This window comes from Micromonospora sp. NPDC023869, assembly GCF_055559695.1.
The window spans coordinates 190,407-204,996 of sequence record NZ_JBVHKD010000009.1 but is presented as its reverse complement, the minus strand read 5'-3'; the positions used below and the strand labels follow the sequence as shown (position 1 = coordinate 204,996).

The 14,590-nt window shown below is 72.2% G+C and carries 16 protein-coding genes; 8 read left to right on the top strand and 8 right to left on the bottom strand.

Going from position 1 to position 14,590, the window contains the following annotated elements; translation table 11 throughout:
- Positions 1–21: 21 nt before the first annotated feature.
- The 3 genes from ACZ31C_RS23860 to ACZ31C_RS23850 are packed head-to-tail and all read left to right on the top strand — an operon-like array spanning position 22 to position 2,434.
- Positions 22–951: an ABC transporter ATP-binding protein gene (locus ACZ31C_RS23860; protein ID WP_465797147.1), complete on the top strand. Its 930-nt coding sequence runs from the start codon at positions 22–24 to the stop codon at positions 949–951.
- The gene (locus ACZ31C_RS23855; RefSeq protein ID WP_465797146.1) at positions 948–1,736 is read left to right on the top strand and encodes an ABC transporter permease; all 789 of its coding nucleotides are present in this window, start codon (positions 948–950) and stop codon (positions 1,734–1,736) included. The genes ACZ31C_RS23860 and ACZ31C_RS23855 overlap by 4 nt, the downstream gene beginning before the upstream one ends.
- Positions 1,733–2,434, top strand: a complete 702-nt coding sequence (locus tag ACZ31C_RS23850) for a YqeB family protein (RefSeq protein WP_465797145.1) — start codon at positions 1,733–1,735, stop codon at positions 2,432–2,434. The genes ACZ31C_RS23855 and ACZ31C_RS23850 overlap by 4 nt, the downstream gene beginning before the upstream one ends.
- A gap of 45 nt (positions 2,435–2,479) precedes the next feature.
- Here the strand turns inward: ACZ31C_RS23850 and ACZ31C_RS23845 are convergent, their stop codons facing one another.
- From ACZ31C_RS23845 to ACZ31C_RS23810, 8 genes are all read right to left on the bottom strand, one after another.
- Positions 2,480–4,108, bottom strand: coding sequence for a M28 family metallopeptidase (locus ACZ31C_RS23845; RefSeq protein ID WP_465797144.1), 1,629 nt, complete (start codon positions 4,106–4,108; stop codon positions 2,480–2,482).
- A 124-nt stretch (positions 4,109–4,232) separates the two neighbouring features.
- A complete protein-coding gene (locus tag ACZ31C_RS23840) occupies positions 4,233–4,919 on the bottom strand; it encodes a 4Fe-4S single cluster domain-containing protein (RefSeq protein ID WP_465797143.1) in 687 nt (228 codons plus the stop codon).
- Positions 4,912–5,883 (bottom strand): ComEA family DNA-binding protein, encoded by a 972-nt coding sequence (locus ACZ31C_RS23835; protein ID WP_465797142.1) that lies wholly within the window; start codon positions 5,881–5,883, stop codon positions 4,912–4,914. Before ACZ31C_RS23835 ends, ACZ31C_RS23840 begins: the two co-directional genes overlap by 8 nt.
- Positions 5,867–6,082: a DUF2997 domain-containing protein gene (locus tag ACZ31C_RS23830; RefSeq protein WP_465797141.1), complete on the bottom strand. Its 216-nt coding sequence runs from the start codon at positions 6,080–6,082 to the stop codon at positions 5,867–5,869. The genes ACZ31C_RS23835 and ACZ31C_RS23830 overlap by 17 nt, the downstream gene beginning before the upstream one ends.
- Positions 6,079–6,534, bottom strand: a complete 456-nt coding sequence (locus ACZ31C_RS23825; protein WP_465797140.1) for a hypothetical protein — start codon at positions 6,532–6,534, stop codon at positions 6,079–6,081. The genes ACZ31C_RS23830 and ACZ31C_RS23825 overlap by 4 nt, the downstream gene beginning before the upstream one ends.
- A gap of 28 nt (positions 6,535–6,562) precedes the next feature.
- Complete coding sequence (locus ACZ31C_RS23820) at positions 6,563–8,191, bottom strand: AAA family ATPase (protein ID WP_465797139.1); 1,629 nt, start codon at positions 8,189–8,191, stop codon at positions 6,563–6,565.
- 107 nt (positions 8,192–8,298) lie between these two features.
- The gene (locus ACZ31C_RS23815) at positions 8,299–9,771 is read right to left on the bottom strand and encodes a serine hydrolase domain-containing protein (protein ID WP_465797138.1); all 1,473 of its coding nucleotides are present in this window, start codon (positions 9,769–9,771) and stop codon (positions 8,299–8,301) included.
- Positions 9,772–9,829: 58 nt separating this feature from the next.
- Positions 9,830–10,333 (bottom strand): ArsR/SmtB family transcription factor, encoded by a 504-nt coding sequence (locus ACZ31C_RS23810; protein ID WP_465797137.1) that lies wholly within the window; start codon positions 10,331–10,333, stop codon positions 9,830–9,832.
- A gap of 111 nt (positions 10,334–10,444) precedes the next feature.
- Here ACZ31C_RS23810 and ACZ31C_RS23805 point away from each other — a divergent pair, with 111 nt between their 5' ends.
- From ACZ31C_RS23805 to ACZ31C_RS23785, 5 genes are all read left to right on the top strand, one after another.
- Positions 10,445–11,365, top strand: coding sequence for a ParA family protein (locus ACZ31C_RS23805; protein WP_350693304.1), 921 nt, complete (start codon positions 10,445–10,447; stop codon positions 11,363–11,365).
- A complete protein-coding gene (locus tag ACZ31C_RS23800; RefSeq protein ID WP_465797136.1) occupies positions 11,362–11,598 on the top strand; it encodes a Rho termination factor N-terminal domain-containing protein in 237 nt (78 codons plus the stop codon). Before ACZ31C_RS23805 ends, ACZ31C_RS23800 begins: the two co-directional genes overlap by 4 nt.
- 50 nt (positions 11,599–11,648) lie before the next feature.
- On the top strand, positions 11,649–12,500 hold the full coding sequence (locus ACZ31C_RS23795) for an aldo/keto reductase (protein WP_465797135.1): 852 nt from the start codon (positions 11,649–11,651) through the stop codon (positions 12,498–12,500).
- 157 nt (positions 12,501–12,657) lie between these two features.
- Positions 12,658–13,671, top strand: a complete 1,014-nt coding sequence (locus ACZ31C_RS23790; RefSeq protein WP_465797134.1) for an ATP-binding cassette domain-containing protein — start codon at positions 12,658–12,660, stop codon at positions 13,669–13,671.
- A complete protein-coding gene (locus ACZ31C_RS23785) occupies positions 13,668–14,525 on the top strand; it encodes an ABC transporter permease (RefSeq protein WP_396740267.1) in 858 nt (285 codons plus the stop codon). Before ACZ31C_RS23790 ends, ACZ31C_RS23785 begins: the two co-directional genes overlap by 4 nt.
- The last annotated feature ends 65 nt before the right edge of the window (positions 14,526–14,590 follow it).

Sequence of the window (14,590 nt, the reverse complement as noted above, 5' to 3'; positions counted from 1 at the left end):
GGCCCCGGCAGCCTGATCGGCATGATTGTCGTAGACCAGCTCACCAAACGGTACGGGCGGCACACCGCCGTCGAGGACGTGTCGTTCCGCTGCGAACCGGGCACGGTCACCGGCTTCCTCGGGCCCAACGGGGCCGGCAAGTCGACCACGATGCGGATGCTCTGCGGGCTGAGCACACCGACCTCCGGCACCGCCACCGTCGCCGGACACCCCTACCGCCGACTGCCCAACCCGGGTCGCGTCGTCGGTGTCCTGCTGGACGCCTCCGCCCAGCACGTCGGACGCAGCGGCCGGGAGGCGCTGGCGGTGGCGGCGGCCACGATGGGCGTGGACCGGCGCGCGGTGGGAGAGGTGCTCGACCGGGTGGGCCTGAACGCGGTCGCGGCCCGGCGGCGGGTGGGCGCGTACTCGCTGGGGATGCGCCAGCGGCTCGGCCTGGCGCACGCGCTGCTGGGCGACCCCCGGGTCCTGGTGCTTGACGAACCGGCAAACGGCCTCGACCCGGAGGGGATCTTCTGGATGCGCGGCCTGCTGCGCGACTTCGCCGACCGGGGCGGCACCGTGCTGCTCTCCTCCCACCTGTTGCGCGAGGTCGAGGCCGTCGCGGACCGGCTGGTGGTGATCGGGGGCGGCCGGGTCGTGGCGCAGGGCGACAAGGAGGAGTTGCTGGCCGACGGCGGCACGCTGGTGCGCGCCCGCGACCGGGGCGCGCTGCGGACCGCGCTGGAACGCGCCGGCCTGCCGATCAGCGAGGGCACCGACGGGCTGGTGGTCCGCGCCGACACCGACGCGGTCGGCGAGGCCGCGCTGGCGGCCGGTGTCGCCCTGACCGAGCTGCGGCCGGCCGGGAGCGGCGGCCTGGAGCAGCTCTTCCTCACCCTCACCGCGACCGGCGCACCGCAGTCCGCCGAGACCAGCACCACCGAGCCGACCAGGGAGCCAGCCCGATGACCACCACCGTCGCCCCCGAGCTCACCCGGCCGGTCAGTCCGGCGGCCGAGCAGGCGCCGTCGCTGACCCGGCTGACCCTGGTGGAGCTGCGCAAGCTCGTCGACACCCGGGCCGGACGCTGGCTGTTGATCACCATCGCGCTGATCGCCGCCCTGATCGCCACCATCCAACTGGTGTACGCCGAGGACGCCGAGCAGACCTTCGTCGACTTCTTCATCCCGTCGCTGCTGCCGATCGGGCTGCTGCTGCCGGTGCTGGGCATCCTGTCGATCACCAGCGAGTGGTCGCAGCGGACCGCGTTGACCACCTTCGCCCTGGTGCCCCGCCGAGGTCGGGTGATCGCCGCCAAACTCGTCGCGGTGGTGCTGGCCGCCCTGGCGTCGGTGGTGGTCAGTCTCGCCGTGGCGGCCGTGGCGAACCTGATCGCCGACGCCACCGGCGGTGCCGGGACCTGGCGGATCGAGGGGGCGTTGGTCCTGCACGCCGTCGTGTTCCAGGTGTCCTGTGTGCTGATGGGCGCCGCGTTCGGCCTGCTGTTCCTGCACACGCCGCTGGCCATCGTCTCCTATCTGGTGCTGCCGAACGTCTGGATGATCCTCGGCGAGCTGATCCGGCCGCTGAACCGCAGCGCCGAGTGGTTGGACACCGGGCGGACCATGGGGCCGCTGTTCACCCCGGAGGTGACCGCCGGGCAGTGGGCACGGCTCGCGGTCTCCCTGCTGGTGTGGCTGGTCCTACCCCTGGTCGTCGGGTTGGTGCGGACGACGCGTCGGGAGGTGGCGTGACGGCGTACGGCACGCCGACCGTGGTCAGCGGGGGTCGGCTGGAGACACTGCTGATCTGGGTCGGGTTCCCGCTGGCCGGCGGTGCCGTAGGGGCGGGGCTGGCGGCCGGGGCGGGCTGGATCGCCGGCCTGTCCTGGGCTCCCGCGCAAGGGCTGTTCCGCCTGCTCGACGGCATGCCCGACCAGCAGGCGCTGGCGGCCGGTGCGGCGGTCGGCGTCCTGACCGGCCTGGTGTTCGGTGCCGTCGCGGCCGCCGATCGGGTCGCCGTCGAGGTGGCCGTGGACCGGGTGCGCGTGCGGCACGGCAGCAAGGAGCGGGAGTTCGCGCGGCGGGACGTCCGGGTGGCCCACCTGGACGGCAAGGAACTGGTGTTGCTCGGCCCGGACGACGAGGAACTCCTCCGGCGGCGCTCCGACCTTCCCGGCACCGACCTGGCCGGGGCGTTCCGGGCACACGGCTGGCCCTGGGCGGACGAGGACCCGCATCGGACCGCGTACCGGCTCTGGGTGCCCGAGCTGCCCGGGTTGCCGCCGGGCGCCGACGCGCTGCTGAAAGCCCGGCAGCGGGCGTTGGACGACGACCGGGGCGACGAGGCCGGTGAGTTGCGGACCGAGTTGGCGCGTTACGGCGTGGTGGTCCGGGACGAGGGCAAACGGCAGCACTGGCGGCTGTCCCGGTCGGCGTCGCCGCCGCAGTGAACCGGTGCGGGCCGGGCCCCACGGGGGAGCCCGGCCCGGTCGGCGTCACCGCCAGGAGTGCCCGTGCGGGTGACCGTGCTTGGGGCCGTGCCCCTTGCCCTTGCCCTTCCCCTTGCCGGGCGCCTTGCCCGGTACGCCGTTCACGGCCGAGGTGTCGTACGCGAACGTGATCACCGCGGCGGCGATCGCGTCGGAGTTGACGTCCAGCGCGTGCACGTTGACGTTGCCCCGGAGCTTGTACTTCTTGTTCAGGGCCCGGTACAACGCCGGGTCGGCACCGTCGGCGACCGGCGTCAGGCTGTCACACGCCTGGTGGTAGCAGGGGTCGTACGCCTCCCCTGCCAGCCCGCCGAAGAGGGCGGCCTCCTCGGCAGTCTTGATGCCCTCCGCACCGGTGAACAGGCCACCGGCCGGGATGTCGACGGCGATGAACGCCCCGTAGTCCGAGCGACCGGTGAAGTCCGACGGCACGGTCGGCAGCTTGCGGGAGGCGAAGAACCTCTCGAACACCTGCTCGATCTGCGCCGACCCCTCCGGTCCCGGTCCGGCGCCCTGCTGCGCCGAGTCGTCACCGTCGTAGACCCCGAAGACGTAGTTCGGCGAGCCGATCATGTCGAAGTTGAGGTAGAGGGCGATGTCGCCGACCTGCTGCTCGGTCAGGCTGTCCACGTAGTACTGCGAGCCGACCAGGCCCGCCTCCTCCGCGCCCCACCAGGCGAACCGCACCGCGTTGGCCGGCTTGACCTTCGCCATCTGGAGGGCCACCTCCAGCAGCGCGGCGCTGCCGGTGCCGTTGTCGTTGTAGCCCGGCCCGGCCGGGTCCGAGTCGAGGTGCGCGCCGGCCATGACGACGTTGTCGGTGCGGCCGTGCCGGGTCTGCGCGAAGACGTTCTCGGTGGTGCGGACCTCCGAGGTGGTGTCGGCCTCGATGCGCAGGACCAGACCCGCCGTCGCCGCGAACTGCGCCCCGGTGTCGTACGAGACGGAGACGGCCGGAATGCCGACCGGTACGCCGAGGGTGCCGGCGAACAGGTCCCAGCGGTCCGGGTTGGCCTCCGGCGTACCGTTGCCCTGGTTCATCACGATCGCGCCGACCGCTCCGGCGGCCTCGGCGTTGGCCACCTTGTCGCCGAACCCGCAGGTGCCGCGCTGCATCAGGGCGATCTTGCCCACCACGTCGACGGCGGCGAAGTCACTGGCCTCACAGCCGGACGTGGAGGCGCGCGGCGGCGTCAGGCTGAGGTCCACCGGGACGACCTGTGCCTGGCCCACTCCGTCGCCGGAGTAGTCCATGAGCTCGTAGTCGACGCCCTCGGCGTAGTCGGTCGCGTTCGGCGCCACCTGCGCGAACGAGGAGCCGAACTCCTCATAGAAGAAGAAGTCGAACTGCTGGCGGGTGACCTGGTAGCCGGCCTTCTTGAGCAGCTTCGCCACGTAGTCGGCGCTCGCGTCGTAGCCCGGCGTACCGGAGGCGCGGGTGCCGTCGTTGGCGTCGGCGATGGCCTGGAACCGGTCGAGGTGTTTGATGACGCCCTTGACCGTCACCGCCTTGGTCAGCTTCTTCACCGAGTTGTTGTTCGGGCTCGCCGACACCGGTCCTACCAGTGCCACCGTGCCCACCAGGGTGCCCGCCGCGATGGCGGCGATCACCCTCCTGCCGGAGAAAGGCACCACGATGTGCCACGTCCTTCCTCTTCGGGTATCCGGCTCCCCGACCCCCGTGTGCCGGATGTTGCGGCCATCCTGATACACATCGATGATGAGGGCAACGGGACTGTTCGGCCACCTCAGGCCGCCGTCAGGCCCGGTCGGGCCAGCCGATCACGCCGTGCCGCGCCGGCTGCGGCCGGCTCACCGAGGCCAGCAACTCGTCGAGGGCGTCCGCCTCGGCCCACCCGTTCACCGCGATCCGCCCGGTGGCGTCCACAGTGATCTCGACCCGGTCCGGGCTGCCCGACACCTCGTCGAGCAGGTCCGGGAAACGGTCGTCGAGCAGCACGAACTCCTGGTTGGTGGAGCCCACCCAGGGCCGCTGCCGGTCGATCCGGTCGGCCTCGAAGGGCCCGGCGACCAGCAGATCGGTCGCGGCCAGCAGGGCGGCGACGTCGTCCCGGCCGGCGTCCACCGCCGCCCGCAGTCGCGCGTACGTGTAGCCGCTGAAGGTCATCACCGAGCGACCCGCGTCGCGTACCCCGGCGGCCACCTCGGCAAGCGGAGCCGCCTGGTCGAAGGGCTCGCCACCGAGCAGGGTCAGCCCCTCGGTGGGGGCGTCGAGCACCCGTCGCACCAGGTCCGCCGGGGCCACCTCGTCGCCGCCCCGGAAGCTCCACAGGTGCGGGTTGAAGCAGCCGACGCAGCGCACGGCGCAGCCCTGGACCCAGACGGCGGTGCGCAGGCCCGGCCCTTCGGCGCGGGTGGTGGCCAGGAACCGGGCCAGCGCGACGGTCGCCGCCGCGCGTCGCGGGGCCGGACCGCGCTCAGACATCCAGGACGCGGCCGGACGGCGGGTGCCCCGGCCGATGGCCGCCCGGCGGCGTGCAGGTGAGGCGGTCGCGCAGCCGGGCGTACTCGTGCGGGGCCAGATTCGCGGCGGCGGTGAACTCGGCGAGGCCGCCGAAGCCGCCCCGGCGGTCCCGCGCGTCGACGACCTGCCGCGCCCGTCCCGGGTCGAAGCCGGGCAGCGCCGCGAACTCCTCCCACCGGGCGGTGTTGACGTCGAGCGTTCCAAACCCGCCGCCGTGGTCGGCGGTGAGTCCGCCCGACTGCTGCCGCGGCAACGGCGGCGGGTACTCGGCCAGCGGTGACGGGTAGTCCGGCAACGGCGGCGGATAGTCCGGCAACGGCGGCGGGTAGTCCGGCAGGGGGGCCGCGGTCGTCGGCGGGTAGGCCGGGGACACCGGCGGCTGTGCGGTGGTGGACGGCGAGTACGGCGGCGAGACCGGCTGGTATGCCGCAGTGGGCGGGAACACCTGTCCGGGCGGTGCGCTCCAGCCGCCCTGCGACGGGTAGGAGCTCGGGGCGGGTGCCCCGGGCGGTGGTGCCAGCGCGCCGGGCGGGTACGCACCCTGCTGCTCGGCGTACCAGGGTCGGTAGCCCGCCCGCCAGCGCAGCCAGGCCGGGTTGATCATGGCAGCGTGGAAGACGCTGGCCACCCAGGACGCCAGGAGCACTCCGATAGCCCAGTCGGTGACCGTCTCACCGACTTCGCCGACCAGGATGAAGGACGTCCAGCCGAGCAGGGTGTAGACGATGCCCGGGATCCACCACGCCGCCCGCCGGGCCCGCAACCCCACATAGAGGAAGCCGAAGCCACCGAGGCAGCTCAGCCCGACAATCGGCAGGATCAGCCACCAGCTCTGCCCCAGTCGCCACTTCCAACTCGCGGCCGGGTTCGCCTTCGTCGCCGGGACTCCCTGGTGGTACCAGCCCGGATCAGGCGCGGTCGACATCGCGGTCCTCCTGTCGTACGACGTCCTCGGTGCGTGCGTGGTCGGCGGTGTAGGCGCTGCTGACCGTACGGGCGGCCAGCAGGTCCTCCAGCACCGCGACGTAGTCCAGGCACCGGTCGCCCAGGATGCCCCTGGTCTCGGCGCTGACCACACCCTCGCTGCTCACGGTGACCACGAGTCGTGGCTGTTCGGCGGTCACGAGCGGGCTCCCTGCACGGCGAAGACGAGGCGGACCGCGTCGTCCTCGGTGACCTGTTCGGACTCCAGCCGGAGCCCGGCGGCCGGCGCCTGCTGCCGCAGCCGTTCCAACACCGCCCGTTGGACCTGCCGGCCGTACGCGACGTCGACCGCGCGGACCACCTCCACGGCCCTCGGCTCGTCGATGTCGCCGGTGAAGTGGGCCGACCAGATGCCGGCCTCGTCGCGCTGGAATCTCGCCCGGACACCGGCCCAGTCCGCGGTGATCGAGTCCGGCGCGACGGCGACCACGGCGGCGGTGTCGTGCAACGCGGCGGCGAGCAGGTTCTCGTCCCGCATCCGGGTCTGCACCTCGCAGACGATCCGGCCCTCCTGTTCGGAACGGGAGGTGACGCCGTGGGCGGCGGCCACCGCGGCGACGGCGAGGGGTAGCAGCACGAGCGAGATACTCACCGCGGACTCCTTCCGGTCAACTCGGTCATCAGAACTCGACCGCCCGTCCACCACGTTGGGTCGGTGTGGCGTGCCGAGCACTCCGGTCGACGGACGCCCCGCTGTCCCAGTCCTCGGCGGCGGTAGCGGCCACCGCGCGGGCGTCGGCCCAGGCGCGGATGGCGTCGATCCGTTCGGCCTGGGTGACGCTGAGCGGGACCATGCCGACCACCGCCTGGGCCAGGTCGTCGCGGCGCAGCGGACGGCGTTCGCCGAACGCGTCGAAGAGCCCGGCGATGACGGCCTGCTCGATCTCGGCGCCGGAGTAGCCCTCGCTGAGGTCGGCGAGCTCGGCGAGCAGCGTCTCGTCGAGGGCGAGCCCACCGGCCACGGCCGGGTTACGCAGCCGCCGGGCGAGGTGGACTCGCCAGATGGCGGCCCGTTCGGCCCGGGTCGGCAGGTCGACGAAGAAGATCTCGTCGAAGCGTCCCTTGCGGAGCAACTCCGGCGGCAGCTTCTCGATATCGTTGGCGGTGGCGATGACGAAGACGGGTCGGCTCTTCTCCTGCATCCAGGTGAGGAAGGAACCGAAGACCCGGGTGGAGGTGCCGGAGTCGCCGCCACCCCCGGCGAAGCCCTTCTCGATCTCGTCCACCCAGAGCACGCAGGGTGCGGTCGCCTCGGCCGTACGGATGGCGGTGCGCATGTTCTGCTCGCTGCTGCCGACCAGCCCGGCGAAGACCCGACCCACGTCCAGCCGCAGCAGCGGCAGTTCCCAGGCCGCCGCGATCGCCTTCGCGGTCAACGACTTGCCGCACCCGGGCACCCCGGTGATCAGGACGCCCCGGGGCGCTGGCAGCCCGTACGCCGCCGCCTCGGCCAGCCAGGAGCCGTCCCGCTTGGCCAGCCACCGCTTGAGGTTCTCCAGCCCGCCGACGTCGGCGAGGTTCACGTCCGCCTCGACGAACTCCAGCAGCCCGGACTTGCGGACGGTCTGTCGCTTCTCCTCGTGCACCACGTCCAGGTCGCGACCGTCCAGCACGCCGTCGTTGACCATCGCCCGGGCGAAGGCGTTCTCCGCCTCGTGCAGGGTCAGCCCGAGGGCGGCCTTGGCGAACCGCTCGCGCCCCAACTCGTCCAGAGCTATCTGGATCCGGCCGTCGGCGGAGTTGGCGTGGATGATCGCCTCCAGCACCTGCCGGATTTCCGGCTCGCTGGGCAGCGGGAAATCGACGATCGTGACGTCCTTCTCCAGCTCGACCGGAATGCGCAGCACCGGCGAGACCAGGATCAGGGTGCGCGGCACCGCGCCGGACTTGAACGCCGCCGCCACGTCCCGCAGCCGGCGGACCACCCCGGCGTTACCGGGCCGCTCGCCGTCGCCGTGCGAGGTGTGCAGATCCTTGAAGATCACCACACTCGGCTGGTCGATCCGCAGTACGGCGTCCAGGGCGTCGGCCGGCTCGGTGGTGCCGGTCCGCCAGACGCCGTCCGGCTGCACCAGACCGGTGGTCAGCGACCAGGTCCACACCGCACGCGGGGTACGCACCAGCGCGGCGTCGTGGGCCACGGCCGCGACCTCGGCGACGGCACGCTGTTCCTCGGCGGACTCGATGTACAGGATCGGGAACCGCGCCTTGAGCATCTGCGACAACGCATCCCGGAACGACAGTGCCATCCTCGCCTCCCCAGCCGGCCTGGACTGGGCGGACTTTAACAGCTTTGATCAAGCTCGAAGCGGCGCGACCGAACGCCGCAGAGCTGCGCATCGACCGCCGGCCATGCTCAGCCGAGCACGACGACCACTGCCACCACCGCCCCGACCAGCGAGGCGACCGTCACCACGACCCGCCGCCACGGCACGGCGGCCCGGTTCGTCGGCAGCCCACGCCAGCGGTACGCGGCCAACGCCGCCCCGGCGGCACTCAGTGCCGGACCGACCGCCCAGAGCCAACCGGGCACCGCCGACCAGTCACCGAGCGCACGCCCCAGCGCGGGGTAGGCCACCGCCCAGGCCCCGGCGGAGAGCACGGTCAGCCGGTCCAGCGCCGGGCGGTACGCGACACCGAGCAGCGACAGCCCGCCGATGACGGTGAACAGCAGGGCGACACCGGCACCGGCCCAGACCGGCAGCGCCGGGGTGGGACTGCCGGCCTGGTCCGGCGGTACGCCGAGCAGCCGCAACCCGATCGGCTCCACCCGCTTGTCGGTGTTGCCCAGCACCACCACCCCTCGCCCGGTGGCCCGGTCGAACCCGACGTACGAGGAGAAGCCGCCGGTGGCGCCGTTGTGCCAGGTGATCTCCTGGTCGCCGTAGCGGGTGGTGAACCACCCGTACCCGATGCGGGTGCGCTCGTCGTCGTCGAAGCGCGGGTCGCGCGCGTCGGCCCCGGGCGCGGTGCCGGCGGCGGTGGCGGCGAGCAGCCGGGCCAGGTCCTCGGCGGTGGACCAGTAGCCGATGCCGGCGGGGGCGTACCCGGTGCCGGTCCACGGGTCCGCGACCCGTCCGTTGCCGCGGGCACCGTGCGCGCGCCCGGCCGGCAGGGCATCGGTATCGGCGGCGTGGACGGTCGCCGTCAGGCCCAGCGGGGTGAGCAGGTCCCGGTCGACCAGCTCGGGGAAGTCGAGTCCGGCCTCGGCGGCGAGGGCCTGCCCGAGCACCGCGGAACCGAGATTGGAGTAGCCGACGCTCCCCCGGCCGTCGCCGGGCGCGTGCGCGTCGGCGGCGGCCCGCACCCGGTCGGTGTCCAGTCCGGCGTACGGGTTGCCAGCGGCGACGTTGGCCCGGAGCACCCGGACCCATCCGCCCACCGAGCCGAGGTCGAGCCGGGGCAGGCCGGACCGGTGGCTGGCCAGCTCGGCGAGGGTGACCTCGCGGGCCGGACCCTCGACCGCCGGCCAGATGGTGCCGAGGGTGTCCTCGGGCCGCACCGCGCCGGCCTCGGCCTGCCGGGACAGCAGCATCCCGGTGAACACCTTCGACACCGAGCCGATCTCGAACGGGGTACCGGGTTCGACCGGCGCGCCGTCCCGGTCACGGTCGCCGAGGCCGGCGGTACGGATCTGCCCGTCGTCGATCGACGCGACGGCGAGACCGCGGTATCCGTCCCGGTCGGCCACTGCGGCGCTGGCCGAGGCGGCGAGGTCGGCGTCACCGGTGGTCGACGCGGTCAGCCGGGGTTCCCGGGGTTGCGCGGCGAGGCCGGCGAGACCCGCGAGGATCCCGGCGACCAGCGCGACGGCGGTCGGCTTACGCATGGGGGTGGTCCTTCCGTGCGGGGTGGTCAGCGGTCGGGGTCGGCATCGGTCGGGGTGGTCAGCGGTGGGCGGCGCTGAGGACGGCCAGCAGCGGCACCACCCGTTCGGCGGGGACGGCGTACCGGCCGCGCGCGGTGCTGCGCAGCCAGCCCGCCGCAGTGAGCTGACGCAGGTGGTGGTGCAGTTGGCCGGTGGTGCCGAGATCCTCGATTTCGGCCAGCTCGGCGGTGCTCTGCCGGCCGGTGAGGATCTCCCGCAGCAGGCGCAGCCGCACCGGGTGGCCCAGGGCGGCGAGGGTGCCGGGCAGGTCGGCCCAGTCACCGGCGAGCAAGTCGTCCACCTCCCGGCCGTACTGCCAGTCGTAGGATCGCCCGGCGACCCGGACGGTGCCGGTGTAGAGCACGGCGCCCGCGCTGCCGGCGGGCAGCCGCTGCTTGAGTCCGTCGAGAGCCCAGAAGGCGCCCGCCGCCGGGGTGGCCGGCTCGGTCGGCACACCGGTCCGCTCGACAAGCGCCGCGACCTGCGCCTCCAACGCCGCCAGTCGCTCCTCCACATCCGCCACGACTCGATAATACGAACATACGTAGTTACGTGCTACACGGAAAAGTCGCGCGGATGATCGAATTCACCCAGGGTGGCCGACTACCGTTCCCAGGTCTGGGGAGGTACGTCGATGTACGTGGTGTCCGTAATCAACTACAAGGGTGGGGTCGGCAAGACCACGGTGACCGCCAACCTCGGGGCCGAACTGGCCAACCGAGGGCTGAAGGTGCTGCTCATCGACCTCGACCCGCAAGCCAGCCTGACCTTCGGCTTCTACGACCCGGACGACTGGCGGGAGCGGCTACGCGACTCCCGGACCATCAAGCGGTGGTACGACGGCCTGCGCGAGGGCGACACCACGATCACTCTCGGTGACCTGGTGGTCTCCCCCGGACCGGCGAACAGTCGGCTCTCGGGAGCCGGGCGGCTCGACCTGATCGCCTCGCATCTGCAACTGGTCGACATCGACCTGGCACTGGCCCGTAGCGTCGCCGGTGGCGAGGAGTACGACGCCGAGCTGTTCCGGGTCCGCGGCTCGCTCGCCGAGGGGCTGCTCGCTGACGGGCTGGAGCCGTACGACATGGTGTTGATCGACTGTCCGCCGAACTTCAACGTGGTCACGCAGTCCGCCATCATCGCCAGCGACCATCTGGTGATCCCGGCCAAGGCCGACTACCTGTCCACCCTCGGCATCGACTATCTGCACGGCAACGTGCGGGAGCTGGTCGAGCAGTACAACGCCGACGCCCGACGGTTCGCCACCGTACGTCGGCACCAGAAGGTCGCCCCCGGCGTGGCCGGCGTGGTCTTCACGATGATCCAGTTGCTCGCGCAGCGGCCGATCGCCACCCACCAGGGCTACATGGACCAGGTCCGCAACCTGGGGCTGCCGGTCTTCCCGACGGCGCTGCGGGAGAACGTCACCCTCTACGCCACGAACACCCCGCGCGGGGTGCCGGTGGTGCTGCGCGACCGGGTCACCGTGCCCGCCGTCCGCGCGGAGCTGCGCCAGCTCGCCACCGAGTTCCTCGACCACCTGCAACCCGCGTGAGGGCGACTGAGGCCCCCGACCCGGCGCGGGTGGCCGCCCGGCTGGCGGCCATGACCAGCCGGGCCGACGGCACGGCGTACCTGTCGGAGCGGTCGACACGCGAGCTGCGGGAGCTGGCCGCGCAGGTCGGGCTGCGCGGTCTCGGTGGGCTGCGCAAGGCGGAACTGGTCGAACGGATCGTGAACGCCACCATCGGCTACCGCCTCGACTCCACCGCCCTGCGCCGCCTCTGAGGCCGGACGTGGCGCGTGAGAAGAGGCCGGTCAGCGGGTATGTCGCCCCCATGACAAGCGCGATTCCGGACATTTCCCTCAACGACGGCAACTCGATCCCGCAGCTCGGGTTCGGGGTGTTCCAGATCGACCCGAAGGACACCGCCGACGCGGTACGCACCGCGTTGGACGTCGGCTACCGGCACATCGACACCGCCGAGATGTACGGCAACGAGGCCGAGGTCGGCCAGGGCGTACGCACCGCCGGGGTGGCCCGGGAGGACGTCTTCGTCACCAGCAAGCTGAGCAACGCCTGCCACCGGCCCGACGACGCGCGCAGCGCGTTCCGAGCGACGCTGGACGCGCTGCGGACCGACTACATCGACCTCTTCCTCATCCACTGGCCGCTGCCGACCCGCTACGACGGCGACTTCGTCTCCACCTGGAAGGTGCTGGAGGAGTTTCGCGCCGACGGTCGGGCGAAGTCGATCGGGGTGTCCAACTTCCAGGTGCCGCACCTGGAACGGCTGGCCGCCGAGACCGAGGTGGTGCCGGCGGTCAACCAGATCGAGGCGCACCCGTACTTCCCGAACGACGAGGTACGCGAGTACGGCGCGAAGAACGGCATCGTCACCCAGGCCTGGTCGCCGATCGCCCAGGGCGCGGTGCTCGATGACCCAACCATCGCCGACATCGCCGAGCAGGTCGGTCGGACGCCGGCCCAGGTGGTGCTGCGCTGGCACGTCCAGCGGGGCGACGTGATCTTCCCCAAGTCGACCACGCCGACGCGGATCGAGGAGAACGCCGGCATCTTCGACTTCGCGCTGGACGACGCCACCATGGAACGGATCACGCTGCTCGGCCGGGGCGAGGCCGGTCGGCAGGGTGCCCACCCGGACACCTTCGACTACATTCCGGCCTGACCGTCGGGTGGCTCCGCCACCCCGGGCGAACCGGCGCACCGCAGCCGCCGCTAGATCGGATCTAGCGGCGGCTGTCCGTGGTCTCGCGCCTGTAGCACGACGACGTCGTTGTAGCAGGCGGACGGCGACGGGACGAACGGAAGGAAACACCGAGATCATGAATAGACGCACCACCGGCCTCGCCATCGAGGCCGAGGGCCTGACCCGGTCGTTCGGTGAGACGCGGGCGCTCGCCGGACTCGACCTCCAGGTGCCCGCAGGTGCCGTGTACGGGGTACTCGGGCCGAACGGGGCCGGGAAGACCACCGCGGTACGGGTCCTGGCGACGTTGCTGCGTCCGGACGGCGGGCGGGCCCGGGTCTTCGGGCACGACGTGGTCACCGAGGCCGACGCGGTCCGCGCCCGGGTCAGCCTGACCGGCCAGTACGCCTCGGTGGACGAGGACCTGACCGGCACCGAGAACCTGGTCCTGCTGGGCCGGCTGCTCGGACTGCGCAAGCCGGCCGCACGGGAGCGGGCCGCGCAGTTGCTGGCCGCCTTCGGTCTGACCGAGGCGGCCGGGCGACAGGTCAAGAAGTACTCCGGCGGCATGCGCCGACGCATCGACATCGCGGCCAGCATCCTCAGCACCCCGGACCTGCTCTTCCTCGACGAGCCCACGACCGGGCTGGACCCGCGCAGCCGCAACCAGGTGTGGGAGATCGTCCGGGCGGTGGTGGCACACGGCACGACCGTGCTGCTGACCACGCAGTACCTGGACGAGGCCGACCAGCTGGCCGGGCGGATCGCGGTGGTCGACCACGGCCGGGTGATCGCGGAGGGCACCCCGGGCGAACTCAAGTCCTCGGTCGGATCCGGCACCGTGCACCTGCGGCTGCGGGACGCGGACCAGCGGCCCGAGGCGCAGCGACTGCTGGAGGCCGTGCTCGGCGTGGCGGTGCAACTGGACGCCGACCCGGTGGCGATCACCGCGCGGGTCGGCGAGGCCGGCAGCGACCTCGACGCCAGCGCGCAGGCCGCCAAGGCACTGGGCGAGCTGACCCGCGCCGGGATCGTGGTGGACGACTTCTCGCTCGGCCAGCCGAGCCTGGACGAGGTCTTCCTGGCCCTGACCGACCGTCCCGCCGAGCCGACCGCCGAGCGCGACGACGAGCTGGAGGCAGCCCGATGAGCAGCGACACCGCCACCTCCACCGGCCCGGCGCCGTCGGTCTACGTACCCTCCTCGGAGGCGTTGGCGACGGTGCTCGCACCGGCGGCGCGCCCGCCCCGCCCGAGCCCGCTCGCGGCGTCGCTGACCTTCAGCTGGCGCGCCATGCTGAAGATCAAGCACGTGCCGGAGCAGCTCTTCGACGTCACCATGTTCCCGATCATCATGGTGCTGATGTTCACGTACCTGTTCGGCGGCGCGCTCGCCGGCGATCCGCGTGACTACCTGCAGTTCTTCCTGCCGGGCATCATGGTGACCAGCGTCGTGATGATCACCATGTACACCGCCGTCGGGCTGAACACCGACATCGAGAAGGGCATCTTCGACCGGTTCCGGACGCTGCCGGTGTGGCGGCCCGCCGCCCTGGTCGGCATGATCTTCGGGGACGTGCTGCGCTACGTCCTCGCCGCCACGGTGATCCTCACCCTGGGGCTGGTGCTCGGCTTCCGTCCCGAGGGCGGGCTGCTCGGGGTGCTGGCCGGGATCGGCCTGCTGGTGGTCTTCTCGTTCGCGTTCTCCTGGGTCTGGACGCTGTTCGGGCTGATCATGCGCAACGAGAAGTCGGTGATGGGCGTCAGCATGATGGTGCTGTTCCCGCTGACCTTCCTGAGCAACGTCTTCGTCGACCCGTCCACCATGCCCGGCTGGCTCCAGGCGTTCGTCAAGGCGAACCCGATCACGCACCTGGTGTCCTCGGTCCGCGCCGCGATGGGCGGCACGTCGGACACGTCGAGCATGATGTGGACCTTCGGCTGGAGCGTGCTGTTCGTGGTGGTCTTCGGCAGCCTCACGATGTATCGCTACAACCGCCGCTGACCCTCGACCGCCGGACCGGCTCCGGGCAGCGCCCCCGCCCAGGAGGGTGCTCCCGGAGCCGGCCG

What these genes read in the sequence shown, in the direction of transcription:
- ACZ31C_RS23835 (WP_465797142.1), bottom strand. Translation starts at nt 5,883, where the DNA reads ATGTCGACCGCGCCTGATCCGGGCTGGTACCACCAGGGAGTCCCGGCG.
- ACZ31C_RS23795 (WP_465797135.1), top strand. Translation starts at nt 11,649, where the DNA reads ATGACAAGCGCGATTCCGGACATTTCCCTCAACGACGGCAACTCGATC.
- ACZ31C_RS23785 (WP_396740267.1), top strand. Translation starts at nt 13,668, where the DNA reads ATGAGCAGCGACACCGCCACCTCCACCGGCCCGGCGCCGTCGGTCTAC.
- ACZ31C_RS23805 (WP_350693304.1), top strand. Translation starts at nt 10,445, where the DNA reads ATGTACGTGGTGTCCGTAATCAACTACAAGGGTGGGGTCGGCAAGACC.
- ACZ31C_RS23855 (WP_465797146.1), top strand. Translation starts at nt 948, where the DNA reads ATGACCACCACCGTCGCCCCCGAGCTCACCCGGCCGGTCAGTCCGGCG.
- ACZ31C_RS23790 (WP_465797134.1), top strand. Translation starts at nt 12,658, where the DNA reads ATGAATAGACGCACCACCGGCCTCGCCATCGAGGCCGAGGGCCTGACC.
- ACZ31C_RS23820 (WP_465797139.1), bottom strand. Translation starts at nt 8,191, where the DNA reads ATGGCACTGTCGTTCCGGGATGCGTTGTCGCAGATGCTCAAGGCGCGG.
- ACZ31C_RS23815 (WP_465797138.1), bottom strand. Translation starts at nt 9,771, where the DNA reads ATGCGTAAGCCGACCGCCGTCGCGCTGGTCGCCGGGATCCTCGCGGGT.
- ACZ31C_RS23860 (WP_465797147.1), top strand. Translation starts at nt 22, where the DNA reads ATGATTGTCGTAGACCAGCTCACCAAACGGTACGGGCGGCACACCGCC.
- ACZ31C_RS23840 (WP_465797143.1), bottom strand. Translation starts at nt 4,919, where the DNA reads ATGTCTGAGCGCGGTCCGGCCCCGCGACGCGCGGCGGCGACCGTCGCG.